Consider the following 26,007-nt stretch of genomic DNA (forward strand, 5'->3'; position numbering starts at 1 on the left):
TACCGGCGACGACACCTACGGTGCACTGCTGAAGACCACCTTCAAGTTCTGATCCTCAGAACCCAACTGGACCGGATTCCTCACACATTTCCGGTCCTTTCCTCCTCCACTTCTCAACACACACCTCAATCAACCCCAGCCTCGGCTGGGGTTTTTTGTTGGGCAGCAACAAGCGATATTGGCAGTCAGTGGGGCTTGAGTTCCTAAAGTCATCAACAAATTCCTTTGCTTGCGGAGGCTGAGCCCTGGCTGCTGCTGAACCCACTGCAGATCCTTATCGCGTGCTGGGTGTTTCACCCACTGCTAGCGGCGCTGAAATCAAGGCCGCCTACCGGGCCCTGGTGAAGCAGCACCACCCGGATGCTGGCGGCGATGACCGCACAATCCTGGCCCTAAACGCAGCCTGGGAGGTATTACGCGATGCCGATCGCCGCCGCCGCCACGACCTCACAGCGCCCACCTCTTTAGATCCTGCTGGCGCCAGCTTTTCCGTCAAGCGGGCCCGTGCTCAGTCCACACGCAGCGCTGCCACTGATGCCGTGTTGCAGCAGTGGTTGCAGCAGGTGTATGCGCCGATTGATCGGCTTCTGGCGCAAGTGATCAACCCATTTCCAGCCCAGCTCAAGGCCCTTTCCGCAGATCCCTACGACGACACCTTGATGGAGTCATTCTGTGCCTTTCTCGAGCAGGGCCAGGCCCGCATCGACAAGGTTGAGTTGATCTACCGCTCTCAGGTATGTCCACCAGGGGGACAAGCATTTGCCCTCGATCTTTATCACTGCCTCAGCTTGGTGAAAGACGCTCTCACTGAACTGGAGCGCTACACCATGGGCTACGTGGATTCATATCTGCACGACGGCAGGGAGCTTCTGAAGCAGGCTCGACTGCGCCGTCAGTCATTGCAGTCCCAGAGGCGGGAGCTAGCTGGTTGAGTGAATTTAACTTGGTGTGGTTTCAATTTGCGCGGCAATGACTGCCTCTGGAGAAAAGAGGGCCGCCAAAAAACCTCCTAGCACCATTATCAGGAGGCAGAAGTAAAACGCTGCAAATAAAACGGTGTGGGTTGTTAACGGGAAAAGCATTACTAGCAATGTTGCTGCATAGGGTGCTGCCATTCTTTGCCTTTCGTGGCATGCCAGCGCAAACCAGCGCCAGCCAAGTGCTATTGCTAGCAGGAGGCCGCCAAGGCCAATTAACCCTGTTTCAGCTGTTAGTTCTAGGTAAATGTTGTGGGCATGGGTGGGCTTGTCTCGATGGCCATGGGGAGTGAGCTGGGCGTATAGCGGGTAGGCAGGGCGGAATGCATTGATGCCAACCCCGGTAAGGGGGCGATCTTGAATCATTTTTAGCCCTGCGTCAACAAGAAAAGCTCTGTCGGAGGTGAAGCGGTTTAAAGAATTAAACAGTCGCTTGCTTGATTTGGCATCGCTTGGATTTTCGCGTAGCTCCTGAAGTGAGGCGACCATTTCGCTTCCGGAGGAGATCATCCAGCTCGATCGTTGTTGAAGGGTTGGTGCAAATGGATATACAGCAACTACGGTTGCCACCAATATTGCTAAGCCAATCAGGCGGGTGCGCCTACTCCAGAGATTCGATAGTGCGATCAGGCCTAAGACCAGTAGTAATAGATTATTGCGTTGGCCCGAGAGAGTCACCGTTATTACAATTCCACTTAGTAGGGCAATGGCCCAGCGATGGCGTTGTTTTAGAGGCTCCCACAGCACCAGTGGGGTCATTGCTGCCACGATTATGCCAAAAATGCCGTTGGTAGTGAACGGCCCATTAATCATCCCCTCCGCTTTTGGCGTGATCCTAAATACATCTGCGCCGGTGAGAGCTTGCAGTAGGCCATCGCCGATCCAAGCGGCAATCACTATCACTAGACCAGTCTGCAGCCAGCTGTGATCTTGCTGGCGGCGGAGTCCATAGAGCACGCTCAGGCCGGCCAGACCAACCAATACAACTGAGGCAATTTCACCCCAGCTTTTGCTAGGAGCTAGTGATGTGGGAATTGATAGCAACCCTGGAATCAGCAAACACAGCAGCAGCAAACCCAGCCGTTTGGCAGGTTCAGCAACCGCTCGCCATTCGCCGCGCCAGGTAAGGGCTAAGCCCAGCAGGGCTGACCCCACCAACGGCACCCGGTATTCCCCCGGGAAGGGCTGCCAGGCCACCATCAGGAGCGCAAACAACCGGCAAAGATTGGTCAGAGTCAACGCTCTACCAAGGTTGCCAAAGGTCACAAAGCTGGAAAGTCTGTTCAAGCAGGAAAGGCCTCCAACTGGTCTAGCCGTAGCCACACATCCGGCACCGGGCGTCGCCAGCGCAGCTGGGCATAGTCACCCTTGATGGCCAGGATTTCGCCAGGACCTTCTGCCAAGTAGCCCGGCAGTGCATCGCTCGCGCTGGCTTCCAGGCTGCCGAAGTAAGCAGCTTTGTCTACCCGCACCAGGCTGCCCTTTTTCAGGGGTGTCTGAGCTTGCGTCTGTACTTGCGGCTGGGCGGGAGGTGCTGGGGCGGCGTCAGCCATGTTTCATTTGTCTGTTGGCTCAGGTTAAGGCGCTTCGTGCAGTCCAGACCAGCTCGTCTTAGTTGCAACCGCCTAGCCTCCCTCAAGCTGTTAGGTCTGAAATGCGGCTGCTGCTGCTGGGTTGTTCGGGGTTTGTAGGTCGCGAGCTGGTGCCTTTTCTGCTCGAGCTAGGCCATGAGCTGACCCTCGTGAGCCGTCAGTCCCAGCCCTTTCCGGCTCTGGTTGGTAAGAGACTGGCCTGCATACGCCTAGATCCGGCCGATGCGGCCAGTTGGGCTGATAACGGCCTCGATAGGGCCCTCTCTGAGGCGGAGGGTGTCGTGAACCTCGCCGGTGAGCCGATCGCTGAACGTCGTTGGACAGAGGCTCACTGTCAGCTGTTGCTGCAAAGCCGCGTTCGCACCACTGAGCTGCTGGTGGCTGCCTTGGCGCGGCTGGAGCAGCCCCCCGCCGTGCTGGTTAATGGTTCAGCCGTGGGCTTCTACGGCTCCAGTACGCAGACGCGCTTCAGCGAGACCAGCCCCGCCGGGAGCGATTTTCTGGCCGAGATCTGCCAGCGCTGGGAAGCGGCCGCTGATCAGGTTCCAGCTGCTTGCCGGCTGGTGAAGCTGCGCATCGGCATCGTGCTGGGCCCCGATGGTGGTGCCCTCGGCAAGATGTTGCCCATCTTCCGTTTGGGTTTCGGTGGGCCGGTCGGTTCCGGACGCCAGTGGATGAGCTGGATTTATCGCCACGACCTCTGCCGCCTGATCGCCACGGCCCTTGAGGATGGCGCCTACAGCGGCGTCTACAACGCCGTTAGCCCGGAAGCCACCACCATGGGCCTGTTCGCCAGTGCCTTAGGCAAGGCCCTAGGCCGTCCCAGCCTGCTGCCCGTGCCGGGGCCGATCCTGCAGCTGCTGCTTGGCGACGGGGCCCAGGTGGTGCTGGAGGGCCAGCAGGTGCTGCCCGAGCGCTTGCTGGCCCAGGGATTCACCTTTCAGTATCCCCAGCTCAGCGCTGCCCTCGCCGCTGCCACCAACCCAGCACCCCGCTGAGCAGCGCCGCTCCCATCAACAAGCCAATTGCCGGGGTAAAAAGCGGTTCCCACAGCCGCTGAAACAACTCCAGGGGGGCTTCGATGTGTTGGCTGTGCAGGGTTACGGCCACCGCAAACCAAATTGCCCCGGCAATCACCACAAACACATCCACCACCAGCAGGGTGTCCATCGATCCCTTGAGTTGCTGCAGCAAGCTGGGGGGGGTAGGTGTGGTCATGGCAGCTCAGAGGCCTGATTAGGGCACAGCATTGCCATGATCGCCGCTGCCATCGCCTGGCTGCCGCCGGGCGCGCCAATTCGCTCCAGGCCAATGGCGGCCAGGGATTGACGTAGGGCTGGTCCTTGCTTGTGATCGCTTTGCTGCTCCAGCAGGCCTTGGGCTAGCAGGGCACTGGCCCTCAGGGATGCATCACTGCCGCTGCTGCCGGGGGCGCAGCGCACCCCTGGGCCAAGCAAGCGGCGCTGGGCTTCAGCAAAGCCCGCTGTGAATTGGGGGCCCTGTCCCACCAGCTGCAGCACTGGTTTGCCTAGCCCCACGGCCTGTTCGGCGGCGGTGCCAGCCATGCACAGCACCAGCTGGGAGGAGGCCAAGATCTCCCCAAACTGGCCCCAGCCAAGTTCAACTGCCAGGGGGCCGCGAACCAGCCGGTCGCTTGCCTCGAGCCGCCAGCCCAGGGGGCCGGCCAGCTTGGCAACGCGACTGCCGTCGAGCTCGGACACCAGGGCGGCGCGTAGCCGCAGGGGCTGGCTGCGCGCCCATTCCTCGGGCAGCAGGGCCAGGACCCGCAGCATCAGAGCGAAATTGCGCGCCGCTTCCGGCAGGCGGCTGCCTGGCACCAGCGCCAGAGGCTGCAACGCTGTTAGAGGCTGGAGTGATTCGCTTGTGGCGGCGCTCACCACGTCGAGGAAGGGATTGCCGAGGAATACCACGGCACGGTTCAGTTGCTGGCTGAGGTCGTTGGCGGTGAGGGAATCGCGGCTCCAGATGGCTTTGATGCTTGCTTGGTTCAGCAGCCAGCCGCAGGGCCAAGGCAGGCGCAGGCGGCCTTCGTAGTGGCTGGAGTAAGCAACTAGATAAACGGCGCTGGGCAGGCCCGAGAGCCAGCTTCCCAGTACCGCGAGCACATCGCCCACGGCCACCACCAGGCCGTAGTGGCGGCGGCGGCGGCGCAGGAGCAATAGCCGGCCGAGCACATGGCCCATCTGGCCTTCCAGCAGCTCGCTGAGCCGTCCGCGCAGGCTGGTGTAGCCGAGGCCGCCCGTGCTGCAGCTGCGGGTGCGGCCCAGCACCGGCACGCCCCGCTGGCGATAGGGGCTTCCGTGACCCACCAAGGGCAGAGCCTCAACCGGAATGCCCCGCTGCATCAGCTCGGCAGCTACGAGGGCACCACTGAGGTCTTCCCCGTGACCGTTGCTGAGTAGCAGAACCGGTTTCAACCCGCCAGCCAGGCCTTCAGCTTCTCCATGGCCTTCCAGCCTGGTTTGCGCACTAGGCCATCGGCGATCGACTTCTGCAGGTCGCCAGTCATCTCCGGCGCCATTGCCATTACCCGCTGCACAATTTCGATGTGTTCGCGCACCCCTTTGGCGCCCGTTTCCAGCATGGCCAGGCTCAGGTTGATGCGGGCCTGGGGGTCCTGGGGGTTAAGGCGCACGGCGGTTTTGGCGGAGCGCAGGGCGGCTTGGGGCTGCTCATCAAGCAGCTGCAGCCAAGCCAGGCAGGTCCATCCCGCCGACTGGTTGGGGGACTGCTCGGTGATAGCGATGAAGCTATCGATCAATTCAGCCGGTGCCACTCCCTCCTGGTAGCGCTGCATGGCCTGCTCGAACAGGGACGGTACGTCTGCTGAGGTCATAGGGAGGCGGCTTGCCTGGTCATCTGCTCAGATTGCCACCCGACGGGCATTACACCGCAAACGAGCTGCCGCAGCCGCAGGTCTGGCTGGCATTGGGGTTGGTGAAGTTGAAGCCGCCGCCGATCAGGGCACTGGAAAAATCCAGCTGCATTCCGTAGATGTAGAGCAGGCTCTTGGGATCGCACACCACCGCGAAACTAGGAGCATCGGCGGGTTCGTAGGTGTAGTGCTCGTCATCGCCCTGGATCGCTCTGGCATCGACGAAGTCCATCGTGTAGCTCATGCCGCTGCAGCCCCCGGAGCGCACGCCCACCCTCAACACCTTGGCCTCGCCCTGCTGGTTCATCAGAGCCCCCAGCTGCTTCATGGCCGGTTCGGTGATCAGGATCCCCTTCCCGTCTTTGGCGGTGAAGGTGGGTTGGGCCTGGGCTGCAACAGCAGTGACAGTTTCGGTACTCATCAAGATCTACGCCAGTTGCAACCACTGTATGGAGGCTCCCCGTTCGCTGCCTGGCGGAGTGTCTCCATAGAGTCAGCACACTACTGAGGGTTGAAAGGGTGCAGGTCGCCATCGTGGGAGCGGGACTGGCCGGTTTATCTGCGGCAGTGGATCTGGTGGATGCCGGCCACCAGGTGGATCTCTACGAGGCCCGGCCGTTTCTGGGCGGCAAGGTGGGCAGCTGGGTGGATGAGGGCGGCAACCACATTGAGATGGGGCTGCATGTGTTCTTTTTCAACTACGCCAACCTCTTCGCTCTGATGCGCAAGGTGGGGGCGATCGACAACCTGCTGCCCAAGGACCACACCCACCTGTTTGTGAACACGGGCGGTGATCTGCGGGAGCTCGACTTTCGCTTCGCCCTTGGCGCGCCCTTCAACGGCTTGAAGGCCTTCTTCACCACTCCCCAGCTCGACTGGATCGACAAGCTGCGCAATGCCCTAGCCCTGGGCACCAGCCCGATCGTGCGCGGCTTGGTGGACTACGAGGGAGCCATGAAGACGATCCGAGCCCTGGATCGGATCAGCTTCCAGGAGTGGTTTGTGGGCCATGGCGGCAGTGAGCAGAGCATTAAGCGGATGTGGAATCCGATCGCCTATGCCCTGGGCTTCATTGATTGCGAGGCGATCTCGGCCCGCTGCATGCTCACGATCTTCATGATGTTTGCTTCCAAAACCGAGGCCTCCAAGCTCAACCTGCTCAAAGGGTCGCCCCACCGCTGGCTCACGGGCCCGATCCTCGACTACATCCAGCAGCGCGGCGGCCGGCTGCATCTGCGCCACCGGGTCACGGAGGTGAATTTCGAGGAGGGGGCAGCTGGCGTCGATGGCCAGCCCGCTACCCGGGTGAGCAGCCTCACTCTCGGCACACCTGAGGGCGATGTCTCTGTAGTTGCAGACACCTATCTGGCCGCCTGCGATGTGCCTGGTATTCAGCGAATGCTGCCCCAAGCCTGGCGCCGCTGGCCCCTATTCGACAACATTTACAAGCTCGATGCGGTGCCGGTGGCCACCGTGCAGCTCCGTTATGACGGCTGGGTAACCGAGCTCGGTGATGGCGCCGCCGCCACCGCCGCCCGAGCCGATCTCAGCAGCCCCGCTGGCCTCGATAACTTGCTGTACACCGCCGACGCTGACTTCAGCTGCTTTGCCGATCTGGCCCTGGCCAGTCCCGAGGATTACCGCAAGCAGGGGCAGGGCTCCTTGCTCCAGTGCGTGCTCACCCCAGGTGATCCCTGGATTCCCAAGAAAACCGAAGAGATCGTGGCCCACACCGACGCCCAGGTGCGAAGCCTGTTCCCTTCGGCCGCGGGCCTGAAGCTGGTGTGGAGCAACGTGGTGAAGCTGGCCCAGTCCCTTTACCGCGAGGCTCCCGGCATGGAGCCTTACCGGCCAGAGCAAGCCACGCCAGTAGCCAATTTTTATCTGGCCGGTAGTTACACCAAGCAGGACTACATCGATTCCATGGAAGGCGCCACCATGAGTGGGCGCTTAGCCGCAGCTGCGATCCTGGGAAGCCAGGCTGCGCTGGCCACCAACACCTCTGTTTCGTAGGAGATTCCATGGGCCGTTGGCTTGAGCACAGCGTCACCACAGAGATCCGGGCCTCGGTGGATCAGGTGTGGGAGGTATGGAGTGACTTGGAGGCAATGCCCCAGTGGATGCGCTGGATCGAGTCGGTTGTAACTGAGCCGGGCGACCCCGATCTCACCGATTGGACTCTGGCGGCGCAGGGCTTCCGCTTCCATTGGAAAGCCCGTATCAGCCAGCGGGTTGAGGCCCAGCAACTGCATTGGGAGTCGGTGGGAGGCCTGCCCACTAGGGGTGCGGTGCGCTTCTATTCCCAGACGCCCGAGCTCACGGCGGTCAAGCTGAGCGTCAGCTATGAACTGCCCGGGGTCTTGGCACCATTGATGGAACCAAGCATCCTGGGTGGAATTGTGACCAAGGAGCTTCAGGCCAACCTTGACCGATTCCGTGATCTCGTTGAAACCCGCAACCCCTAAGTCCCTCGGCTCTACCATCGCTGCAGCCCTGCTGCTGGTCTCGTGCTCTGGGGAGAAGCCCCCGCAGGCCTCCAGCCAGGCAACCCCGCCGCCCAAGTCGCAGCCGGCACCCCCAGCACCAGCCCCTGTTGGGGCACCAGCTCCCTTGGCGGGACTGACACCTCTGCCCAGCTCCAACCAGGTGGTGGCTTCCGTTTCGTCAGGGCGTGTTGATCCATTTGCGCCCCTGGCGACTCCCGCAACAGCTTCCTCTGCCCGGCCGATACTTCTCAGCCTCCCCCCTGGCTTGATCTTCAACGGCGTGATTCGCTCCGGCGGCACCCCGGAGGCTCTTGTGCAGTTCGGTGCGGAGAGCGGCACCTTGCGGGTCGGTCAGAGAGGCGGCAGCACCACGGACTACAGAACCACGGACTACAGAACCACGGACTACAGAACCACGCCCCTACTGCCGGCGGGTTGGAGCGTGGCCAGCATTGATGTTCAAAATGGTCGCCTCACCCTGCGTCAGGGCAAGCAGGCGGTGACGGCCGAGCTCTGAGGCTGCGGCCGCAGGCCTCCACCAGTCCAGTCAGGTCATGGGGATCGGCTTCAGCGTCGACGCGGCCGAGTAGCTGCCGGCAGCGCTCGCTGGTTTGGGGTCCGATTGAAACCACGGCCACCCCCTCCAGCTGGCTGCTCCAGGTGGGCCCGAAAGCCCCTTTCAGCAGCTGGCAGGTGTGGCTCACGGTTTTGCCGCTGCTGAAGGTGATTGCGTCGAGGCGCCGTTGCTCTAGGGCGGCCACCGCAGCGCTGGGTAAACCCTCTGGACAGCCGGTTTCGTAGGCGGCAACTTCAACCACCCGGACACCAGCAGCGGCGAAGGCATCCGCTAGCAGGGTGCGGCCGCCGCTCTGCACCCGGGGCAGCAAAAGGCGCAGCCCCCAACCTGAGACGGGAAAGTGCTCCAGCAGGCTGTCGGCCACAAAGCTGGGCGGGATGAAGTCGGCGGGCGATCCCAACGATTCGAGCTGCGCCGCGGTTTTGCGGCCTACCGCAGCGATCTTCAGGTGGCTGGGCCGCCGTGCCAGGGAGCGGCCGATGCGGCGCAGCCGCTGCTCCACGGCCTCAACGCCGTTGCCACTGGAAAAAACCAGCCAGTGGAAATCATCTAGCTCGGCTAGGGCATCGTCGAGGGGGCCCCATTCATCTGGTGGGGTCACCACCAAGGCAGGTAGGTCTACCACCGTGGCGCCAGCGGCTTCAAACAGGCGACGGGCTTCACCTAGCTGGGTTTCGGCCCTGGTCACGGCGATGCTGCGGCCGCTCAGATAGGAGTCAGAAGCCATGGCCAGGGGGATCACTGGTCATCCAGCTTGACCATGCTGCCCGCCTGTTGCCGCAGTGCTTCCGCTTCGCTTTGCCGGTTTTGCTGCTCCAGTAGGGAAATCGCCTGGCGGAAGCCGCTGCGGGCCCCTGGCACATCACCGCTGAGCAGCAGGGCAACGGCCAAGTTTTGCTGGGCGGCGGCCAGGCTTGGATCGCGCTCCAGGGCTGAGCGGTAGGCCGCGATTGCCGCCGGCAGCTGGCCGCGTCGCCGCTCGCTAATCCCCAGGTGCAGCCAGCCGAGTGCCAGTTCGGGCGCTGCTGCGCAGGCCTGGCGGCACAATTCGCAGGCCTCTTCCAGGGCGCCCTGGCTCGTGGTGCCGGGCTCTTGCAGCAGGGCGGCCAGATTCAGCCGGGCCGCCAGGGTGAGCCGCGGCGGCAGGGGTAGCTCCAGGGCCTGGCGGTATAGCTGGCAGGCGTGCTTTGGGTCGCTGCTGCCCAGGGCGATCGCCAGGTGCAGCAGCAGCTCGTAGCGCTCGGGGTGGCGGCTGGCTGGGCACCGGGCCAATCCCTGCTGCAGCAAGGCGATGCCGCGTTCGCGGTTGCCCTCGCTCACCTCCAGGCTGCCGAGCTTGGCGCAGGCGTAGGGATCCCCAGGATTGGCGGCAAGGTCGGCCTCCATGGCCTGGCGCAGCCGTTTCGCCTTGGCGCCGCTGGCCAGCAGATCACTGCGGTAGCCATCGTGGGCTAGCGCAGGCACATCGCAATCCGCCAGATGCCAGTGGGGCTCCTTTCCCAGCAGGGCCAGCACGCTGTCATCCACCATCGAGTGGTAGGGCCGGCTCCAGTGGATGGCTAGATGGCGGCGAAATAGGCGGCTCACATTTGAGTAAGGCGACTGGGCCGCCCCCAGCTCCTGCCGCAGCAGGTTGATCAGCAGCAGATCCGGCTCGGCCATCAGGGCTTGGAGCGGCTGGCGGGCCTCGGGCAGCAGCCACTCGTCGGCATCGAGCACCAGCACCCAGTCGCCGTTCACGTGCCTTAGGGCCTCATTGCGGGCCGGCGCGAAATCCCCTGGCCAGGGCAGCTGGTGCACCACCGCACCGCAGCTCTCGGCGATGGCGATGGTGGCATCGCTGGAACCGGTGTCCAGCAGCACCATCTCATCGACGAAGCCCGCCACCGAGGCCAGGCAGCGCTCCAGCCGCTCGGCTTCGTTGCGCACGATCATCGAGAGACTGAGCATGGGCCGGATGGGGACGGGGCGAGAAACGGACAGCTCGGCTCCAGTTCAGTCGGTGAAGCCAGCGCTTGCTTCAGTGTCTCCCAGGCCCAGTCCACTGCCCAGTCTTTGCAGAGCTTCGGCCTGAGCCAGGGGCATCTGGCCAGGGCTGTAGACGCCAGGGACGCCCGGCGGCAGGAGGGGGCGCAGCTCCTCCCAGAGGTAGGGGCTGCCATACACCACCAGCCCCGCCAGCCTTCCGGCTCTTGCTAGCTGGCGCAGGGCTGCGGGCCAAGGTTCGGCGCTGCCGGCGCTGCCGCGAAAGGGATTGCCCCGCACAAACAACTGCAGCAGCACCTGTCCTGAGCCGAGCCGCTCCAGGGCGAGGGGGGCGTCGGCGTCTGTGGTCCAAGGGCTGGGGCTGCGGGCCTCCAGCAGCACGGTGCGCCAGCCGCGGGATTCGGGCCGCGCCAGGGCTGGAGCGGTGGCGCTCAGCACTGCGGTTGCTGCGGCTAGGGCCGAGTCGAGCCTGATCAGGTTGATGCCGGCCTGGGGGGTGGCGGCGCCGGTGCTGCCGGCTGTCTCCATGGTGGCCCGCACCAGCTCCAGGGCTAGGGCCTGGTTGGGCTGGGCGGCCGCCTCTGGATCGGCAACGGCCAAGGCCGCGCCAGATCCAGATCCAGCGCAGCGCTCCAGGGCCCTAATGCGGCGCTCGGCACTGGCTTCCAGCTGCTCAACCCTGAGCCGGCCGCTGGCCACCGCTTCAGCGATGGCGGCGATGGCCGCATCCGCATCGGCGGGCATCAAGACCAGATCGGCCCCGGCTTCCAGGGCCAGCACGGCCGCCTCCCCGGCGCCGTAGCGCCCGGTGATCGCGTCCATCACCAGGGCATCGGTCACGATCAAGCCAGCGAAGCCCAGCTGCTGGCGCAGCAGCCCGGTAAGCACCGGCTTGGACAGGGTGGCTGGCCGCTCTTGATCAAGCTCCGGCAGCATCAGGTGGGCGGTCATCACCGAGGCCACTCCAGCAGCGATCGCCTGTTGAAACGGCGGTAGCTCGATCGCCGCCAGCCGCTCGCGGCTGTGGGGCAGCAGGGGCAAGGTGATATGGGAATCGCTCCTGGTGTCGCCGTGGCCGGGGAAGTGTTTGGCGCAGCCGAGCACCCCAGCTGCCTGCACGCCCCGCACAAAGGCCGCAGCCAGCGCCCCGGCTGTGGCTGGATCTTCCCCCCAGGCCCGCACATTGATTACCGGGTTGGCCGGGTTGTTGTTGACATCGCACACCGGCCCCAGCACCCAGTTGAGCCCCAGGCCCCGGGCATCTCGGCCCGTGCACTGCCCGTAGCGTTCGGCTAGCTCAAGCGCCTGTTGAGGCTCGCGTCCGTAGAGGCGCCCCAGGGCTAGGGGTGGCACCAGCCAAGTGGCTCCGTCGAAACGCTGGCCCACTCCCTCCTCCACATCGGCGCAGAGCAGCAGCGGCTGACCGGCCCAGCGGCGCAGCTGGGTGCAGCGCAGGGCCACCTCGGCGGCGCTGCCGCCAAGCAGGATCACGCCGCCCACGCCAGCCTCCAGCAGGCTGCGGAGCTTGTTGTTAGGCAGCTCCCAGCGGGGGTAGCCGCGTTGGTGGTCGGCGAGTTTGCCGCTGCCGCGCACCACGATCAGCTGGTGGATCAGGCGCAGCAGGGCTGGAGCCGTGGTTTGGGTCGAGCTTGGTTCAGAGATCACTGGCTTCGGCGGGTTCGCCCTTCTCCTGCCGCTCGTCCTCTAGGCGATTGAGCAGTCCCAGCACTGTGGTGCCCTTTTCGATACCTCGATCGAGCACAAACACCACCTCAGGGGTGCGCCGCATCTTCAGCCGCCGGCTCAGCTCACCCTTCACGAAGGCGCTAGCCGAATGCAGGCCTGCCATGGCTTGCTCCTTGTCGGCGTCGCTGCCGAAGACGCTCACAAAAATCTTGCAGTGCTGCAGATCGCCCGCCACTTCAACTGTGGTGACACTCACCATCCCCTGGTTGACCCGCTCGTCCTTGATGCCGCCAATCAGCAGCTCACTAATTTCGCGGCGGATCAGGGAGGCCACCCGCTCCACCCGTCGGCTCTGTGCCATGGCTATGCCAGCGGTGCTGGGTTCACCATCGCATGCAGGATCAGCCCCAGGCTCAGCAGGCCGCTGACGCCGGCGCCAATCAGGGCAACCGCCGTAACCGGATTGCGGCCCCGAGCCGCCAGCGGTTCGAATACCGAATTGGCCACACCCAGGCCAAAGGCCACCAGGTAGCGCGGGTAGCGCGTCACATTCAGGAAGAAGTCCTTCATCGCCCGGGGTGGTCGGTCCTTGCTGCTTGCTGGCTACTCTGCCGCCCAGAGGTCAGGTTTGAAGCATGGAACTGCACCAGTTCAGGCATTCGGCCTTTTGCGAGAAGGTGCGGCTGGTGTTGGCCGCCAAACGGCTCGACTACACGGTGGTCGAGGTCACGCCAGGCTTGGGCCAGTTGGAACTCTTCCGCCTGTCGGGCCAGCGCCAGGTGCCAGTGCTGCTGGATGGCAGTGAAGTTATTGCCGATTCCACGGCCATTGCCCTTTATCTGGAGCGGCATCACCCCGAGCCGCTGCTGCTGCCCGAGGCCCCGGCCGAGCGAGCCCGGGTGCTGCTGATCGAAGACTGGGCCGATACGGCTCTTGCTGCCGGCTGCAGGCTTGCCCTAGTGCAAGCGGCGGCTGTTGATCCGCTGTTGCGCTCCGCCCTGCTGCCCGACTCCACCCCCGGCCCCCTGCGTCAGCTGGTCAGCAACTTGCCCGTCGCCGTGATGGCTGGCGTCGGCGAGGCGGTGGCAACGGTGGTGGGCAGCGCTGAGCGCCAGCAGCTCCAGACCAACCTCGAGCAGTTGGCCGTGCTGGTTGCCGATCAGCCCTATTTGGTGGGCGATCGCCTCACCCTTGCCGATCTGGCTGTTGCCGCCCAGTTGGGCCTGCTCAAATTCCCGGCCAGCAGTGGTGCCCCCTTAGCGGGCCAGGGCGTTAGCGGCATCGCCGACCACCCGCTGCTTGAGCCTCTGTTCAATTGGCGGGATCGGATTGTGCTGGAAGCGGGTCGGGGCTGAGCGGCGTCAGGGTTAGTTGGAAATGGCCGCTGCTGCTGGCCGCGGCGGCCAGGCCTAGGGCAGGGGAGGGATAGCTGGCCTGCCACTGCTCGGTTGTCACCGTGCCGTCGGGGTTTTGGCTGTAGTGGCTCAGGGTTTCCACCCGGCTCACCCGGGGGTCGCCGGGGCCGTGCAGTACCTGCAGGGCCAGTTCGTCAGCCCAGAAGTCGGTCGGATTGGGCGGCTCACTGCGGCGTCCTACCACCGTCGATTCCAGTTGCTGATCACCCGCCAGCAAGGCGATCTGGCGGTTTGGGTTGGCCGGATCATTGCGCACTTGCAGCAGGGCAACGCCCAGCAGGGCCCGGCCGATAGCGTTGGCATTGAAGGCCCGATCGCCCACCACCGCTCCGCCTGGGTCGGGGCTGAAGCGCACCTCGTAGTCCAGGTCATCGCTGCGCACCTGCCAGCGCCCGGCCATCCAGTCGGGGTAGCTCAGATCCTGGTGACCGGCTCGAGCCGAGGGTCGATCTAAGGGAGCGGGTAGGCGCCACTCGGGCCAGTGGGCGGCCCGTTCTGCCAGCACGCCCGGCCCCATCGCCAGCAGCAGCGCCAGGATGGGTGCCAGTAAGGCTCCAGTCATGTCCAATCCCCTGTTGCGGGAGCTAGATCATTACGTGGTGCTGGAGCCAGGTGGCGGCGAGCGGATTCTCACGGCGGCCGAAACCCTGGCCTGGCTTGAGGCCCGGCTTGCCAAGCTGGAGCCGGTGCCGGCAGATCTGGTCGGTCTCTCTAGCCCGGGCCTGCAGGCCCAGCGACTGCTGGAAACCGCCTGCGAACTGGAGTTGGCACCTGGCCTGACGATTCAGTGGTTTGCGGTGCGGATCGAACCGCCCGGCTAAGTGGCGTAACTCAGTTGAGGGATGGCGTGATCTGGCCATCGGCCTGGCGCAGCTCCACCGGGGCCTCAGGCGCAGCAGCTGGGTCTTTGAGAATGGCTGGCAGATCGGCCAGCACCTGCTGGGCCACTTGGGCGGGGCTAGCTCCAGCTTGCTGCACCCGCAGGTCGGCCTGGGCGTAGAGCGGTTGCCGTTGGGCCAGCAGCTCGCCTAGGCGGGCGCCGGGATCACCGGCCTGCAGCAGGGGCCGGGGGGTGGAATCGGCGCGCAGGCGTTGCAGCAGCAAGGGCGCTGGCGCATCTAGCCACACCACCACCCCCTGGCGCATATGGCCCCAGTTCTCGGGCTTGGTCACCACTCCACCTCCGGTGGCCACCACCAAGGAATGCCAGCCGGCGATCTGGCCAAGCACCGCCGTTTCCAGTTCTCGGAAGCCGGCTTCGCCGTCAGTGGCGAAGATTTCGGGGATGGTGCGGCCAGCAACCTGCTCCAGGGCATCGTCTGCATCAAGGAAGCGGTAGCCCAGCGCTTCGGCCAAGGGGCGGCCGACGGCGCTTTTACCGGCGCCCATCATGCCGATCAAATAAACGTTTAGCCCTTGCAAGCGCTGGGCCAAGCATGGCGATGGGGGTTTATTCATGGCGGGGTTTTCCTGGTTCGACGCCTTGGCCCTTGCCCGTTTCTAGGATGGTGAGCCACCGACCCGGGCGATGACGGCTACTGCAACAGCGTCAGGCTTCTCGCCAAACCCGACCAGCTCCAGCCACGGGCGGGGCCGCCCCTGCGTAATTACCAGGCGGGCCACCTTTAGTGCCAGTCATCGCTACTGGTTGCCGGAGCTCAGCGCTGAAGAGAATCAGGCCCGCTTCGGCCCCTGCAGCCTGGCCCCAGGCCACGGCCACAACTACACCTTGGTGGTGGCGATGGCTGGTCCGCTCGATGCGGACGGCATGGTGCTCAATCTCTCTGAGGTGAAGCACGCCATTCGGGCTGAGGTGACGGCCCAGCTTGATTTTCGCTACCTCAACGAGGCTTGGCCTGAGTTCGATCTGGATCGTCCTGAGGGCAAGCTGCCCACTACCGAAGCCCTTTGCCAGGCCATCTGGACCCGCCTGGCCCCCCAGCTGCCCCTGGTGGGGCTGCGTCTGCACGAAACCGACACGCTCTGGGTCGACCTGCTCGCCCCAGGCTCTGCCCCAATCCCCATGGAAGCCTTTCTCTCGATCCGCACCCACTTCGCCGCCGCCCACCGCCTGGCCCGGCCCGAGCTCTCCCAAGGCGAAAACGAAACCATCTACGGCAAGTGCGCCCGGCCCCATGGCCACGGCCACAACTACCTGCTCGATGTAACCGTCCGAGGCCCGATCGATGCCCGCACCGGCATGGTCTGTGATCTGGCGGCTCTGCAGCAGCTCGTCGACGACCTGGTGGTGGAGCCCTTCGACCACACCTTCCTAAACAAGGACGTGGAGCACTTCGCCAGCACGGTGCCTACAGCTGAGAACATCGCCCTTCACATCGCCGACCTGCTCAGCGCCCCAATTGCAGCCACCGGCGCTCGCCTGCACAAGGTGCGCCTGCAGGAAAGCCCCAATAACGCCGCCGAGGTGTTTGCTGAAACTCCCCAGCTGGAAATGGTGCCCGCGGCGCTCGAAGCCCTGGTGGCTGGCTGAGACCCGTGCTGCGGCTGGTGCTGGCCGTCAGCCTGGATGGCCGCTTGGCGCCCCCGCAAGGTGGCGCTGCCCATTTGGGTGGAGTTGGGGATCGTCAGGTGTTGGAGGAGGCCCTCTCCTGGGCTGATGGCTGCCTGATCGGTGCCGAAACCCTTCGGTGCCATGGCAGTACCTGCCTAATTCGTGCGCCTCACCTGCTGGCCGAGCGAGCAGCCAGCGACCGCGCTGAGCAGCCGGTGGCCGTAGTAGTGAGTCGTAGCAACGATTTTTCCCCGGATCTGCATTTCTGGCAGCAGCCGCTGCAGCGCTGGCTGCTTACACCCACGCGATCGCCGCTAGCCCCGGCTTTTGATCGTCGCCTGGATCTAGAGAGCTGGGGTGTGGCCCTGGCTGCCCTGGCGGATCAGGGGCTGGACCGGCTGGTGGTGCTGGGCGGTGCGGCCCTTGCCGCCAGCCTGCTGGCCGAAGGCTGGATCGACGAGCTGCAGCTGACGCTTTGCCCTCGGCTGCTGGGGGGACCCCATGCCTGGTTGCCCCTGGAGGCCGCAGTTCAGGCTGGGGAGTGGTGCCTGCAGGAGCACCGGCGCCTGGAGGGTGAGGAGTTGCTGCTGCGCTACCGCCGCGTCTTGGCGAAGCCCTGAGCCAGCTCCCGCAGGGGAATCTGCTGGAGGGTGTCGGCGGGCAGGCCCAACATGCGGGCCAGGCAGCGTTTCAGCACTACTTCGCTGTCGGCGCCGAAGTCGCCGCGGATCAGATCGCCCAGCACCGCCAAGCCCCGTCCACTCGAGGCGGTTTCCTCCACCAGGCACTGGCTGGTGGGGCGGGCCAGCTGGGCGCAGGGAGCTTCTAATTTGGCAGCCAGGCTGGCATTGTCGGCGGCTGCGGTTTCCACGCAAACGGTTTTCAGCCGTTGCTCCAGTTGGGGGCGTACCAGCTGCAACACCGGCAGCAGCAGGCTCGTCAGCAACACCGGGGCGACCAGTACAGGGGCGAACAGTTGCACCGGAGTTGCCAGGGAACGGAACGATTGAGGCACCAAGGCGGCGCAGCTGTAGTTAGTTTTGCCCCTTGCGAGCCCCTATTGCAGCCATGGCTGAGTTGCAGGCCCGCTGGCACCAAAGTCTGGCCGAGATTCCCGAAGCCCATTGGGATGCCCTGCTGGCCGCGGCGCACCCCCAGGAGTTGCCTTTTTATCGTTGGCGCTGGCTGCAGCAGCTTGAGGCCAGCGGCAGCATTGCGCCGCGGGAGGGCTGGCAGGGCTGTCATCTGGGCCTGTGGCGCGGCGAGGTGTTGCTGGCGGTGGCTCCCCTCTATTTGAAGGGTCACAGCTACGGCGAATTTGTTTTCGACCAGAGTTTTGCCCAGCTCGCTGGCCAGTTGGGCCTGCGCTACTACCCAAAGCTGGTGGGCATGAGCCCGGTGAGCCCGGTTCAGGGCTACCGCTTCCTGATCGACCCCGCTGAGGACGAGGCGGAGTTAACCGCTTTGATGCTTGAGCTGATCGATGCGTTCTGCCGCCAGCACGCCATCCTCAGCTGCAATTTTCTTTATGTGGATCCAGGTTGGCAGCCGCTGGCTGAGGCGGCTGGCTGTGCTGCCTGGGTTAATCAGCAGAGCCAGTGGATCAACCCCGGCCATGGGGATTTCAATGCCTACCTGGCCAGCTTCAATGCCAACCAGCGCCGCAACATCAAGCGGGAGCGGCAGGCGGTGGCAGCCGCTGGCCTCACGGTTACGCCCCTGTTGGGTGAGGCAATCCCGCCGGCTTTAGTTGGGCGCATGTATGACTTTTATGCCCAGCACTGCAGTCGTTGGGGGGCCTGGGGCAGCAAATATCTGAGTGAATCCTTTTTTGCCGCCCTGGCTGCCGATCCGAAGCTGCGGCGCCACATAGTGCTCTTCAGTGCCCATCGCGGCGATCCCGGCGAGCCGGTGGCCATGTCGCTGTGCGTCCACGCCGGCGACCAGCTCTGGGGGCGCTACTGGGGAAGTGATGAGCAGATTGACTGCCTGCATTTTGAGGTCTGTTATTACGCTCCGATTGCCTGGGCAATCGAGCGCGGCATCCGCGCCTTTGATCCCGGCGCAGGCGGTAGCCACAAGCGCCGGCGTGGCTTCGTGGCCCAGCCCCGCGTCAGCCTGCATCGCTGGAGCGATCCACGTTTTGCTTCGATCCTGCAGCGCTGGTTGCCTGGGGCTAATGAGGAGATGGCCGAGCTGATGGCGGCCATGAATGCGGAGCTGCCTTTTACGGCTGCCTACGATCCACCGCATGCCTGAAGTACCTCCCAGCCGCCAACAGCTCGATGACCAGCTCTCCCAGCGGTTCATCGCCTTAGACCCAGCCGGCTACTTCCTAATTCGCATCGATCTCGAGGCGGCGGAGCTGGTGGTTGAGCACTACGGCAATGGCATCGATGAGCGGGGCTTAGCCACTGATCCCGATACCGGAGAGGTATTGAGCTGCCGTGGCGGCGGCGTTCGTGCGCCCTTGGCAGTTTTTCGGGGCTGCAGTGCCAAGCAACTGGGTATTGACCTGACCGAAGGTCCAGGCCCTCACCCGCTCACCTGCCTAGACCACGCCCTCTATCTAGGCAGGGAGCTTCAAAGAGCTCAAGCGTGCCTTGAACAAAGAATTGAATATATCCAAGATTGAATAAATAAATATTGGGTAAATCAGGGCTATAAATATTGATGCATCAATCCAGCCAAGTTAATTGACTGGATTCAACTAACACCTTCAAACCGGCTGTAGCTCGCGGCTCGGTTCAGCTGTGGCCTTTGGAGGATCGGGTGGCAGGGTGGCGAGCTGCTCTTCTATCTCGCGCCGCACGATTGCGCGGTATTCGAGGAAGTGTTCGTTGTGAGCCAGGATCGATATGAAGCCAATGAATCGCTTCGGGTTGTGGCGGTACATGCCATAAAGCGCTTTCCAGAAGCGCACCCTGGTGTTGCGCTTAAGGCCTTGGCGCCAAAGAACGATTCCTAAAGCGCGCAGGTCAACCCAGCTGGTCGGCTTGGGCGGACGGCTGCCAGGAACAACCAACTTCTTCCATTGTTGGGGTGGCAGTTTCAGGAAGTAGGAATAAACGCGATCGATGAAAGCGTTCGGCTCATAAAGGGCGCCGAAAGCATCTACATACTCATTGGCGATGTCGCGAATTGGCCGGGTGGGCTCGAAATTAAGCAGGTTGGTTTGGTTAACCCCTTTCGCAGCTGCCTTGCCTTCGATCAAGCGACCTTCTTTCTCGAGGCGATGCCAAAGAGCTGTGTTTGGAAGGGCCTGAAGCATGCCCATCATCGCGTGGGGAATGCCAGTGCGGGTCACAAACTCGACGATTCTGCCGCCCGCGCCCTCTTTCTCGCCATCGAATCCGATGATGAAACCAGCCATCACCCGCAATCCGTAGGAGGTGATTTTGTCGACAGAATCCACTAGGGAGCTGCGGGTATTTTGTAATTTACCGGCAGTTTCCAGGCTTGCTTCGTCGGGGGTCTCGATGCCGAGGAAGACGCTCTCAAAGCGGCATTCCACCATCATTTGCATGAGGTCATCGTCCGCCGCCAGATCCACTGAGGCTTCTGTGGCGAAGCTGAAGGGGAAGCCGTGCTCAATTTGCCATTGGCGCAAAAGCGGCAGCAGCAATTTGACATTGCGCTTATTGCCGATGAAGTTGTCATCTACCAGGAACACTGAGCGGCGCCAGCCCAAGTCGTAGAGGCACTGCAGCTCGGCAACTAGCTGCTCAGGGTTCTTGGTGCGAGGTTTGCGCCCATACAACACAATTATGTCGCAGAACTCGCACTGGAAGGGGCAGCCTCGGGAGAACTGCACCGACATCTCTGAGTAGGCGTCCAGCTCTAGTAGGTCAAAGCGTGGAATCGGCGTTCCGGTTACATCTGGCTTGACGCCATCAGAGCTAAACCGGCCATGGCTGTCACCCCGCTCAATGGCTTCGATGAACATCGGCAGGGTGATTTCACCCTCGTCGAGGATCTTGTAATCCGCCAGGTCGAGCTCGGGCGCGTCTGGGGTGGAACTGGCAAAAGGACCTCCCACGGCGACGGGGATACCGCGCTGCTTGGCCTTGCCGATCTGAGTGGCCATATCGGCCTTCTGGACGATCATCCCGGAGATCACCACCAGCTCAGCCCAGTCCCACTCGGCTTCGCTGACCTCGCGCACGTTGCGGTCAACCAGCTTCATTTCCCATGACTGGGGCAGCAGGGCGGCAACTGTGACCAATCCCAAGGGCGGTAGAAGCACCTTGCGATCAATCAAGTCGAGGATTTTTTCGTAGCTCCAGAAGGTTTTCGGGAACTCTGGGTAAACGAAGAGAGTGCGCATGCAAACAGCCGAGCTGGGTTGATGACCGGGGAAAACCAGGGCGCTTTTTCTGCGCTGCTATGCGGTGTTAATGAATGAAAGCTTAGGAGGTCTGCGGAAGTGCTGAAGCCTGCGGGCTTTCTGCTGTAATGGCCTCACCTTCAATGATGGCCTGCCATGGCTGCTGCGATTTACCTGGGTTTGTTTGGTGGTGGGCTTGCCGTTGCCATTGCCGCATCGATCGTGCTGCGCGGCATCAAACTGATCTGAGTTTGAGTCTCAGGCCCCTGCGGCTGATCAGCTCCTGTAGGCCCAAGACGAAGCCAGCCGCCCCAAGCACGGCAAAGGTTCCCTGCAACCCGAGCGTCAGGCTCATGGCAGCTGCCAATAGACCACTGAGGCCGCCCCCACCTAGGAAGGCAATCTGGCCCAACCCGGCCATGCGCCCCCGGATGGCCATTGACGAACCCACCTGGCTGATCAAATTGACCCCTGCCAGCAGACTGGCTGTGCCAGCCCCGAGGGCGAAGGTAGCCGCCAGACCTATTCCCAGCGTTTCTGGGCTGCTGAAAGCGGCCATGGCCAGTTGGGCTGCTGCGGTGATCAGGGTGCAGCTTCCAAGCAGCAGGCCGGGCCGCTGGCTCAACCAGCGACTGTGACGCTGAAGTACCAGGCCGCCGCTGATGCTTCCTGCCGCCAACACACTGGTGAATAGGCCAAGGGCCTGGGGGGAGGGGCCCAGCAAATCCCGGGCCATCAACGGGGCTAGGCCTGGGTGGAAAAAGCCCAGTAAACAAGCCAGTGCCGTGTAGATCAGCACATGCCGCAGCACTGGACCACTGCCGCGCCAGGCGGCTCTGAGCCCACTGCTGGCGCCAGCCATGCTGCGCTGCTCCAGTCCCCTATTGGGGTGGAGCAGCCACAGCACTGAGGCGATGGGGATCAAGTAAGTGGCGGCATCGATCGCGAGGGCCGTGCCCGCGCCGGTCCAGGCCAGCAGCCAGCCCCCTATGGGAGGCCCCACCAGCTTGCCCACGTTGAAAACCACCGAAAAGCTGGTGAGGTACGGAGCCAGTTGCTGGTGATCCTCCACCAGTAGGGCGCAATATTTGTTGCGGGCCGTGAGTTCGTAGGAACTGGCGATGCCTACCAGCAGGGTGCTCAGTAGCAACAGGACAACCTGCAGGTCGCCATTGCTCAGGGGTATGGCAACGGCTCCCAGGATGCCTGCTGCGAAAAGTCCCCACTGGGAGCGGATCAGCACGGCTTCGCAGCCCAGCTTGTCGGTTGCAACCCCTGCTGGCCCACTTACCACCAGGGCAGGTAGGGCCAGCACCGCGAAATGGAGGGCCAGTACTAGGGCATTGCCGCTGCCATCCATCAGGATCCAGCCCTTAGCCGTGAGGCCTGCGAAGGATCCAGCTGTGCTCAGTCCTGAGGCAACCAGAAAGGTGGTGCATTGATGCGCCCGCCAGTTCAAGCGCCCAGGCGGCGGACGTCAACGGCCTCCGCCACCATCGCCTTGGCGCCTACTACCTCGCCGATGAGGTCGTAGGTGTCGGCAGCAGTGATGCGCACCGGCACCATGGTGCCTGGTGCTGCGCAAAGTCCGCCCTCGCCTGGATGCACCCGCACTTCGCCATCAACCTCGGGGGCGAAGCGGGTGCAGCGGCCGAGCATCTCACCGCTGCTGGGGTTCTCCTGCTCGATCAGCACATCCACGATCCTGCCTACCCAAGCGGCGTTGCGGGCGGCGGCGATCGGCTGCTGTAGGGCCATCAGGCGATCCTTGCGCGCTGCTGCCACCTCGGCTGGCACTTGATCCGGCAGGTCGGCGGCGGGGGTGCCCTCCTCCGGTGAAAAGGTGAACACGCCCACGTGGTCGAACTGCTGCTCGGTCACGAAATCGAGCAGGTGCTGGAAGTGCTCTTCGGTCTCGCCAGGAAAGCCCACGATGAAGGTGGTGCGCAGCACCGACTCGGGCAGCTGTTCGCGGATCCGCCGCAGCACGCCGCCGGTTACATCCGCTTGCCAGGGGCGGTTCATTGCCCGCAGCACCTCGGGGTGGCTGTGTTGCAAAGGCAGATCCAGATAGGGCAACACGTTGGCCACCTCGCGGTAGGCCGTAAGCACTGCCTCGGTGAGTCCGGTGGGGTAGGCGTAGTGAACGCGGATCCAGGGGATTTCCACCTCCCCAAGGGCCCGCAGCAGCTCCGCCAGCTGGGGCTTGCCGGCTAGATCGAGGCCGTAATTGGTGGTGATTTGGCTGATCAACACCAACTCCTTCACCCCCTGAGTCGCTAGCTGCTTCGCTTCAGCCACGATGCTCTCGATCGGGCGAGAGCGCTGATTGCCGCGCAGGTGGGGAATGATGCAGAAAGCACAGCGGTAGTCGCAGCCCTCGGCCACCTTCAGGTAAGCCACGGCCTCGCTGGTGGTGCGGTAGCGGGGCAGGTGCTCGTCGCCCACGAAGGTGGGGTTGGCGCTCACCTGATTGACCCGCTCGCCAGCCTCCACCCGCTCCAGCACGCTGACGATGTGCTGGTAGTCGCCGGTACCCACGATCGCCTTGGCTTCGGGGAGGCTTTCGAGCAGCTCCTCCTGGAAGTGCTGGGCCAGGCAGCCCGCGATGATGAGTTCCTTGCCCTGTTCGGCTAGCTCCACCAGGGTGCGCACCGACTCCTCTCGTGCTTCCTGGATGAAGCTGCAGGTGTTCACAACCACCAAAGTGGCGTCGCTTTCATCGGCACTGACGCCGTAGCCGGCCTCGGCTAGCAGACCCAGCATGTGCTCGGTGTCCACGCGGTTTTTTTCGCAGCCCAAGTGGGCAAATGCCACGGTGGGCTTGGCTGCAGGAGCGTGGGTTTCCTGGGTCACAGTTTTTCCAGGGCAGAGATTCACCCTACGTTGCACTCTGACGGCACCCTGAAACCCTGGGTTGCGCCTGCCACAATCAGGCCTGCCTGGGCTACGACCCGTGACCTCAACCCGCCTCAGCCAGCGCCTTAGCTCCAGCCGGCGCCGTAGTGATCCGGCCCGCCGCTGGGCGCGGGTAGCAATGGCTGTGTTGGCCACCATCGGCGCCATCGATACCGGCGCCATCACCCTGAAGCGTTGGGGTCTGCTGGGTCCGCTGAGTTGCCCTGGCGGAGCAGAGGGCTGCGACAAGGTGCTGAACAGCGCCTGGGGCAGCATCTTTGGCCAGCCCCTGTCTTTATTTGGCTGGCTTGCCTACGGGGCGGTTTTGTTGCTTGCTGTGCTGCCGCTGGTGCTGCGCGGCGACTCGAGAGCGGCCCTTGCCCAGCGCAGTTGGTGGGCCCTATTGCTGCTGAGCACGGGCATGGCTGTTTTCAGCCTGTTGTTGATGGGGGTGATGGTTCTCAAGATTCAGGCCTTCTGTTTCTTCTGCGTGCTCTCAGCGACTCTCAGCCTGAGTCTGTTAGTGATCAGCCTCGTTGGTGGGGAGTGGGAAGACCGCGGCCAGCTGGTGTTCAGGGCCGTGATCGTGGCCTTGTTGGTGGGCATGGTGGGCCTGGGCTGGGCGGCTTCTGTGGATCGCCCCGCAGCGGTGCGGGGGGCTGGGGTCCCCCCCCTAGTTGTGGCCATCAGTAGTCCAGAAGCGATTGCCCTGGCAGAGCATCTCAGTCGCACCGGCGCGGTGATGTACACGGCCTACTGGTGCCCCCATTGCCATGAGCAGAAGGAGCTGTTCGGCAAGGAAGCCAGCGCCAAGTTGGGCCTGGTTGAGTGCGCTGCCGATGGCCAAAACAGCCAGAAGTCACTGTGCGACACCAAGAAAATTGAGGGCTTCCCCACCTGGGAGATCAACGGCAAGCTCGATTCAGGGGTTAAGTCCCTAGCTGATCTCGCCCGGCTATCCGGTTACGCCGGCCCAGTGCCCTGAACAGCAGCGGTGCTGGGGGGCCTGTGCAGCTGTTGATCGGTGTGGCGCTGCCAAAAAGGCTGGGCATGGGGCGAATCTGTGCGGTGGTGTCCGCCCCGGCTCTCGGTGCGGAACAGGGCAGCTTCGATTAGCAGCTCGGTCAGCACCAGCCGTTGCTGCAGTTCCTGCAGCCGCCGCAGTGCGGGCACCGCCGCCGGCTCGAATTGGACGCTCTGGCCCGGCTCCACGATTTGTAGCTGCCGCCAGGCTTGGCTTGCTTCGAGCTGCCGGCGCTGGCCACGCAGTTGCTGTAGGGCAGGCCCCAGGGAGTAGCCATTGCGCTCCACACCCGCCACCTGCCAGCAAAGATCCCGCAAGGCGCTGATCTGGGCCTCCAGGCGCTCTTTTGGGGGCAAGGGCAGCTGGGTCGTGGTGATTGGCTCCTCTGGGGCGGCCGCGGTTGGCCTGCCCGGCGCCAGCTCGATTGTGCGTAGCTGGCGGGCAAACACCAGGCACTCCATCAGGGAGTTGCTGGCTAGCCGGTTGGCCCCGTGCACGCCCGTGCAGGCCACTTCGCCTACGGCATACAGGCCAGGCACGCTGGTGGCGGCTTGTAGATCGGTCCAAATGCCGCCCATCCAGTAGTGGGCGGCCGGGGCCACCGGGATCGCCTCCCGGGTGGGTTCCAGCCCGAGTTCACGGCAACGCCCCAAGATCGTGGGGAACTGGCGCTCCAGGCGCGGCAGTCCCACAGGCCGCAAATCCAGCCACAGATGGTCTACGTCTAGGGCCTGCATCCTTCTGGCCAGGGCGCGACTCACCGCATCCCTTGGGGCGAGATCTGCTCCCGGCAGCTGCGCCACCGGGCTGGCTCCCGACTCTTCCACCAGGCGTGCGCCTTCGCCGCGCACCGCCTCCGATATCAGGAAGTGGGGTGCACCCGGCAGCATGAGGGCGGTGGGATGAAACTGCACAAACTCCAGATCGCGCAGTTTTGCGCCGGCTTGCCAGGCCATCACTACCCCGTCGCCGCTCGCCAGGCTGGGGTTGGTGGTGTGGGCGAAAAGGTGGCCTCCACCACCTGTGGCCAGCACCACAGCCCGGGCGGTAAGCCAGTGGAGGCGGTTCTCCTCGAGCACCGCCAGGCCCACACAGCGGCCCTGCTCCAACCAGAGTTGCCAGGCCACAACGCCCTTGCGCTGTACTAGCCGGGGCCGAAGCAGAACCTCCCGTTCCAGGGCTTCCACCAGGGCGCCGCCGGTGCGGTCCTGGGCATGCAGAACCCTCCGGTGGCTGTGGGCGGCTTCCAGGGTTGTGCTCAGATTTTTGCCGTCGCGGTCGAAGGCCATGCCCAGCTCCAGCAGGCGCTCTACGCAAGCTGGAGCGTCATGCACCAGTCGCTCCACGGCCGCCAGATCGCACAGTCCAGCCCCTGCCACCAGGGTGTCGTCGATGTGGCTCTGGAAGCTGTCGTTGGGCCTTGTTACTGCGGCTATACCTCCCTGGGCCCAGCGGCTGGCGGATCGTGGCGTGCTGCTGGGATCACTGTCCTTGCTTAGCAACAGCACGTGCAGATGGCTGGGCAGCTCCAGGCAGGCCATGAGCCCGGCTGCTCCACTGCCAACTACCACCACATCCCAGGACTGCTCTGCCATGGCGGCTCAAGACATCCGACAAAGGTCGGCACTAAA

Annotated in this window: 31 protein-coding genes; 13 read left to right on the plus strand and 18 right to left on the minus strand. The window is 63.7% G+C overall.

The window, feature by feature from the left end:
* Positions 1-281: 281 nt before the first annotated feature.
* Positions 282-932: a J domain-containing protein gene (locus tag KBY72_RS09235; protein ID WP_254960825.1), complete on the plus strand. Its 651-nt coding sequence runs from the start codon at positions 282-284 to the stop codon at positions 930-932.
* A 6-nt stretch (positions 933-938) separates the two neighbouring features.
* Here KBY72_RS09235 and KBY72_RS09240 read toward each other — a convergent pair whose 3' ends face one another.
* On the minus strand, positions 939-2,264 hold the full coding sequence (locus KBY72_RS09240) for an O-antigen ligase family protein (RefSeq protein WP_254960826.1): 1,326 nt from the start codon (positions 2,262-2,264) through the stop codon (positions 939-941).
* A complete protein-coding gene (gene ndhO, locus KBY72_RS09245) occupies positions 2,261-2,530 on the minus strand; it encodes an NAD(P)H-quinone oxidoreductase subunit O (protein WP_254932304.1) in 270 nt (89 codons plus the stop codon). Before ndhO ends, KBY72_RS09240 begins: the two co-directional genes overlap by 4 nt.
* Positions 2,531-2,631: 101 nt before the next feature.
* Between ndhO and KBY72_RS09250 the strand changes: the two genes are divergently transcribed.
* Entirely contained in the window at positions 2,632-3,567 is a 936-nt protein-coding gene (locus tag KBY72_RS09250) for a TIGR01777 family oxidoreductase (RefSeq protein WP_254993449.1), read from the plus strand.
* On the opposite strand, the gene KBY72_RS09255 is transcribed toward KBY72_RS09250, so the two are convergent.
* The 4 genes from KBY72_RS09255 to KBY72_RS09270 are packed head-to-tail and all read right to left on the minus strand — an operon-like array spanning position 3,524 to position 5,886.
* On the minus strand, positions 3,524-3,787 hold the full coding sequence (locus tag KBY72_RS09255) for a hypothetical protein (protein ID WP_106633073.1): 264 nt from the start codon (positions 3,785-3,787) through the stop codon (positions 3,524-3,526). The genes KBY72_RS09250 and KBY72_RS09255 overlap by 44 nt on opposite strands.
* The gene (locus KBY72_RS09260) at positions 3,784-5,007 is read right to left on the minus strand and encodes a lipid-A-disaccharide synthase-related protein (protein ID WP_254960828.1); all 1,224 of its coding nucleotides are present in this window, start codon (positions 5,005-5,007) and stop codon (positions 3,784-3,786) included. The genes KBY72_RS09255 and KBY72_RS09260 overlap by 4 nt, the downstream gene beginning before the upstream one ends.
* Positions 5,004-5,426 carry a tetratricopeptide repeat protein gene (locus KBY72_RS09265; RefSeq protein WP_254932301.1) on the minus strand — a complete coding sequence of 141 codons (423 nt, stop codon included), beginning with the start codon at positions 5,424-5,426 and terminating at the stop codon, positions 5,004-5,006. The genes KBY72_RS09260 and KBY72_RS09265 overlap by 4 nt, the downstream gene beginning before the upstream one ends.
* A 49-nt stretch (positions 5,427-5,475) precedes the next feature.
* A complete protein-coding gene (locus KBY72_RS09270; protein WP_254960829.1) occupies positions 5,476-5,886 on the minus strand; it encodes a HesB/IscA family protein in 411 nt (136 codons plus the stop codon).
* Between the two features lie 98 nt (positions 5,887-5,984).
* On the opposite strand from KBY72_RS09270, the gene zds reads away from it, so the two are divergent.
* The 3 genes from zds (at position 5,985) to KBY72_RS09285 (ending at position 8,468) form a co-directional block, all read left to right on the plus strand.
* Positions 5,985-7,478, plus strand: coding sequence for a 9,9'-di-cis-zeta-carotene desaturase (gene zds / locus KBY72_RS09275; protein WP_254960830.1), 1,494 nt, complete (start codon positions 5,985-5,987; stop codon positions 7,476-7,478).
* An 8-nt stretch (positions 7,479-7,486) separates the two neighbouring features.
* A complete protein-coding gene (locus tag KBY72_RS09280) occupies positions 7,487-7,930 on the plus strand; it encodes an SRPBCC family protein (protein ID WP_254960831.1) in 444 nt (147 codons plus the stop codon).
* Between the two features lie 184 nt (positions 7,931-8,114).
* Entirely contained in the window at positions 8,115-8,468 is a 354-nt protein-coding gene (locus tag KBY72_RS09285; RefSeq protein WP_254993451.1) for a hypothetical protein, read from the plus strand.
* Here KBY72_RS09285 and KBY72_RS09290 read toward each other — a convergent pair.
* The 5 genes from KBY72_RS09290 to KBY72_RS09310 are packed head-to-tail and all read right to left on the minus strand — an operon-like array spanning position 8,425 to position 12,770.
* On the minus strand, positions 8,425-9,255 hold the full coding sequence (locus tag KBY72_RS09290; RefSeq protein ID WP_254960833.1) for a uroporphyrinogen-III synthase: 831 nt from the start codon (positions 9,253-9,255) through the stop codon (positions 8,425-8,427). The two genes, KBY72_RS09285 and KBY72_RS09290, sit on opposite strands and share 44 nt — an antisense overlap.
* An 11-nt stretch (positions 9,256-9,266) precedes the next feature.
* Positions 9,267-10,478, minus strand: a complete 1,212-nt coding sequence (locus KBY72_RS09295) for a glycosyltransferase (RefSeq protein WP_254960834.1) — start codon at positions 10,476-10,478, stop codon at positions 9,267-9,269.
* A 45-nt stretch (positions 10,479-10,523) separates the two neighbouring features.
* Complete coding sequence (locus KBY72_RS09300) at positions 10,524-12,179, minus strand: glycoside hydrolase family 3 N-terminal domain-containing protein (protein ID WP_396121824.1); 1,656 nt, start codon at positions 12,177-12,179, stop codon at positions 10,524-10,526.
* Positions 12,169-12,561: a 30S ribosome-binding factor RbfA gene (gene rbfA / locus KBY72_RS09305; RefSeq protein WP_254960835.1), complete on the minus strand. Its 393-nt coding sequence runs from the start codon at positions 12,559-12,561 to the stop codon at positions 12,169-12,171. Before rbfA ends, KBY72_RS09300 begins: the two co-directional genes overlap by 11 nt.
* 2 nt (positions 12,562-12,563) lie before the next feature.
* Complete coding sequence (locus KBY72_RS09310; protein ID WP_106633081.1) at positions 12,564-12,770, minus strand: DUF751 family protein; 207 nt, start codon at positions 12,768-12,770, stop codon at positions 12,564-12,566.
* Positions 12,771-12,835: 65 nt separating this feature from the next.
* Between KBY72_RS09310 and KBY72_RS09315 the strand changes: the two genes are divergently transcribed.
* Positions 12,836-13,555, plus strand: coding sequence for a glutathione S-transferase (locus KBY72_RS09315; RefSeq protein WP_254960836.1), 720 nt, complete (start codon positions 12,836-12,838; stop codon positions 13,553-13,555).
* Here the strand turns inward: KBY72_RS09315 and KBY72_RS09320 are convergent.
* Positions 13,512-14,177, minus strand: coding sequence for a DUF6816 family protein (locus KBY72_RS09320; RefSeq protein ID WP_254960837.1), 666 nt, complete (start codon positions 14,175-14,177; stop codon positions 13,512-13,514). The two genes, KBY72_RS09315 and KBY72_RS09320, sit on opposite strands and share 44 nt — an antisense overlap.
* Here KBY72_RS09320 and KBY72_RS09325 point away from each other — a divergent pair.
* Positions 14,176-14,436 carry a chlororespiratory reduction protein 7 gene (locus tag KBY72_RS09325; RefSeq protein ID WP_106633084.1) on the plus strand — a complete coding sequence of 87 codons (261 nt, stop codon included), beginning with the start codon at positions 14,176-14,178 and terminating at the stop codon, positions 14,434-14,436. The two genes, KBY72_RS09320 and KBY72_RS09325, sit on opposite strands and share 2 nt — an antisense overlap.
* 10 nt (positions 14,437-14,446) lie before the next feature.
* Here KBY72_RS09325 and KBY72_RS09330 read toward each other — a convergent pair whose 3' ends face one another.
* Positions 14,447-15,073, minus strand: coding sequence for a shikimate kinase (locus KBY72_RS09330; protein ID WP_254960838.1), 627 nt, complete (start codon positions 15,071-15,073; stop codon positions 14,447-14,449).
* 70 nt (positions 15,074-15,143) lie between these two features.
* Here KBY72_RS09330 and KBY72_RS09335 point away from each other — a divergent pair, with 70 nt between their 5' ends.
* Positions 15,144-16,106: a 6-pyruvoyl trahydropterin synthase family protein gene (locus KBY72_RS09335; RefSeq protein WP_254960839.1), complete on the plus strand. Its 963-nt coding sequence runs from the start codon at positions 15,144-15,146 to the stop codon at positions 16,104-16,106.
* 5 nt (positions 16,107-16,111) lie between these two features.
* Positions 16,112-16,747, plus strand: a complete 636-nt coding sequence (locus KBY72_RS09340; protein ID WP_254960840.1) for a RibD family protein — start codon at positions 16,112-16,114, stop codon at positions 16,745-16,747.
* On the opposite strand, the gene KBY72_RS09345 is transcribed toward KBY72_RS09340, so the two are convergent.
* Positions 16,720-17,142, minus strand: coding sequence for a hypothetical protein (locus KBY72_RS09345; RefSeq protein ID WP_254960856.1), 423 nt, complete (start codon positions 17,140-17,142; stop codon positions 16,720-16,722). The genes KBY72_RS09340 and KBY72_RS09345 overlap by 28 nt on opposite strands.
* Positions 17,143-17,195: 53 nt before the next feature.
* On the opposite strand from KBY72_RS09345, the gene KBY72_RS09350 reads away from it, so the two are divergent.
* A complete protein-coding gene (locus KBY72_RS09350; protein WP_254960841.1) occupies positions 17,196-18,386 on the plus strand; it encodes a GNAT family N-acetyltransferase in 1,191 nt (396 codons plus the stop codon).
* Complete coding sequence (locus KBY72_RS09355; protein WP_254960842.1) at positions 18,379-18,762, plus strand: DUF4346 domain-containing protein; 384 nt, start codon at positions 18,379-18,381, stop codon at positions 18,760-18,762. The genes KBY72_RS09350 and KBY72_RS09355 overlap by 8 nt, the downstream gene beginning before the upstream one ends.
* An 84-nt stretch (positions 18,763-18,846) precedes the next feature.
* Here the strand turns inward: KBY72_RS09355 and KBY72_RS09360 are convergent, their stop codons facing one another.
* Positions 18,847-20,454, minus strand: a complete 1,608-nt coding sequence (locus tag KBY72_RS09360) for a B12-binding domain-containing radical SAM protein (protein ID WP_254960843.1) — start codon at positions 20,452-20,454, stop codon at positions 18,847-18,849.
* A gap of 156 nt (positions 20,455-20,610) precedes the next feature.
* Here KBY72_RS09360 and KBY72_RS09365 point away from each other — a divergent pair, with 156 nt between their 5' ends.
* On the plus strand, positions 20,611-20,703 hold the full coding sequence (locus tag KBY72_RS09365; RefSeq protein ID WP_106633090.1) for a cytochrome b6-f complex subunit 6: 93 nt from the start codon (positions 20,611-20,613) through the stop codon (positions 20,701-20,703).
* Here the strand turns inward: KBY72_RS09365 and KBY72_RS09370 are convergent.
* Together KBY72_RS09370 and rimO are read right to left on the minus strand one after the other, a co-directional pair.
* Complete coding sequence (locus tag KBY72_RS09370) at positions 20,690-21,913, minus strand: MFS transporter (protein WP_254993453.1); 1,224 nt, start codon at positions 21,911-21,913, stop codon at positions 20,690-20,692. The genes KBY72_RS09365 and KBY72_RS09370 overlap by 14 nt on opposite strands.
* On the minus strand, positions 21,910-23,310 hold the full coding sequence (gene rimO, locus KBY72_RS09375; RefSeq protein ID WP_254960845.1) for a 30S ribosomal protein S12 methylthiotransferase RimO: 1,401 nt from the start codon (positions 23,308-23,310) through the stop codon (positions 21,910-21,912). Before rimO ends, KBY72_RS09370 begins: the two co-directional genes overlap by 4 nt.
* Positions 23,311-23,410: 100 nt before the next feature.
* Between rimO and KBY72_RS09380 the strand changes: the two genes are divergently transcribed.
* A complete protein-coding gene (locus tag KBY72_RS09380; protein WP_254960846.1) occupies positions 23,411-24,337 on the plus strand; it encodes a vitamin K epoxide reductase family protein in 927 nt (308 codons plus the stop codon).
* Here KBY72_RS09380 and nadB read toward each other — a convergent pair.
* On the minus strand, positions 24,316-25,971 hold the full coding sequence (gene nadB, locus KBY72_RS09385) for an L-aspartate oxidase (RefSeq protein ID WP_254960847.1): 1,656 nt from the start codon (positions 25,969-25,971) through the stop codon (positions 24,316-24,318). The two genes, KBY72_RS09380 and nadB, sit on opposite strands and share 22 nt — an antisense overlap.
* Between the last annotated feature and the right edge of the window lie 36 nt (positions 25,972-26,007).

The sequence above is a fragment of the Cyanobium sp. BA5m-21 genome (assembly GCF_024346235.1).
Taxonomy (GTDB): Bacteria; Cyanobacteriota; Cyanobacteriia; order PCC-6307; family Cyanobiaceae; genus Cyanobium_A; species Cyanobium_A usitatum.

Coding starts and splice junctions, on each gene's coding strand:
- ndhO (WP_254932304.1), bottom strand. CDS start 2,530: ATGGCTGACGCCGCCCCAGCACCTCCCGCCCAGCCGCAAGTACAGACG.
- KBY72_RS09250 (WP_254993449.1), top strand. CDS start 2,632: ATGCGGCTGCTGCTGCTGGGTTGTTCGGGGTTTGTAGGTCGCGAGCTG.
- KBY72_RS09255 (WP_106633073.1), bottom strand. CDS start 3,787: ATGACCACACCTACCCCCCCCAGCTTGCTGCAGCAACTCAAGGGATCG.
- KBY72_RS09265 (WP_254932301.1), bottom strand. CDS start 5,426: ATGACCTCAGCAGACGTACCGTCCCTGTTCGAGCAGGCCATGCAGCGC.
- KBY72_RS09270 (WP_254960829.1), bottom strand. CDS start 5,886: ATGAGTACCGAAACTGTCACTGCTGTTGCAGCCCAGGCCCAACCCACC.
- KBY72_RS09280 (WP_254960831.1), top strand. CDS start 7,487: ATGGGCCGTTGGCTTGAGCACAGCGTCACCACAGAGATCCGGGCCTCG.
- KBY72_RS09290 (WP_254960833.1), bottom strand. CDS start 9,255: ATGGCTTCTGACTCCTATCTGAGCGGCCGCAGCATCGCCGTGACCAGG.
- KBY72_RS09295 (WP_254960834.1), bottom strand. CDS start 10,478: ATGCTCAGTCTCTCGATGATCGTGCGCAACGAAGCCGAGCGGCTGGAG.
- rbfA (WP_254960835.1), bottom strand. CDS start 12,561: ATGGCACAGAGCCGACGGGTGGAGCGGGTGGCCTCCCTGATCCGCCGC.
- KBY72_RS09310 (WP_106633081.1), bottom strand. CDS start 12,770: ATGAAGGACTTCTTCCTGAATGTGACGCGCTACCCGCGCTACCTGGTG.
- KBY72_RS09315 (WP_254960836.1), top strand. CDS start 12,836: ATGGAACTGCACCAGTTCAGGCATTCGGCCTTTTGCGAGAAGGTGCGG.
- KBY72_RS09325 (WP_106633084.1), top strand. CDS start 14,176: ATGTCCAATCCCCTGTTGCGGGAGCTAGATCATTACGTGGTGCTGGAG.
- KBY72_RS09320 (WP_254960837.1), bottom strand. CDS start 14,177: ATGACTGGAGCCTTACTGGCACCCATCCTGGCGCTGCTGCTGGCGATG.
- KBY72_RS09330 (WP_254960838.1), bottom strand. CDS start 15,073: ATGAATAAACCCCCATCGCCATGCTTGGCCCAGCGCTTGCAAGGGCTA.
- KBY72_RS09335 (WP_254960839.1), top strand. CDS start 15,144: ATGACGGCTACTGCAACAGCGTCAGGCTTCTCGCCAAACCCGACCAGC.
- KBY72_RS09350 (WP_254960841.1), top strand. CDS start 17,196: ATGGCTGAGTTGCAGGCCCGCTGGCACCAAAGTCTGGCCGAGATTCCC.
- KBY72_RS09355 (WP_254960842.1), top strand. CDS start 18,379: ATGCCTGAAGTACCTCCCAGCCGCCAACAGCTCGATGACCAGCTCTCC.
- KBY72_RS09360 (WP_254960843.1), bottom strand. CDS start 20,454: ATGCGCACTCTCTTCGTTTACCCAGAGTTCCCGAAAACCTTCTGGAGC.
- KBY72_RS09365 (WP_106633090.1), top strand. CDS start 20,611: ATGGCTGCTGCGATTTACCTGGGTTTGTTTGGTGGTGGGCTTGCCGTT.
- nadB (WP_254960847.1), bottom strand. CDS start 25,971: ATGGCAGAGCAGTCCTGGGATGTGGTGGTAGTTGGCAGTGGAGCAGCC.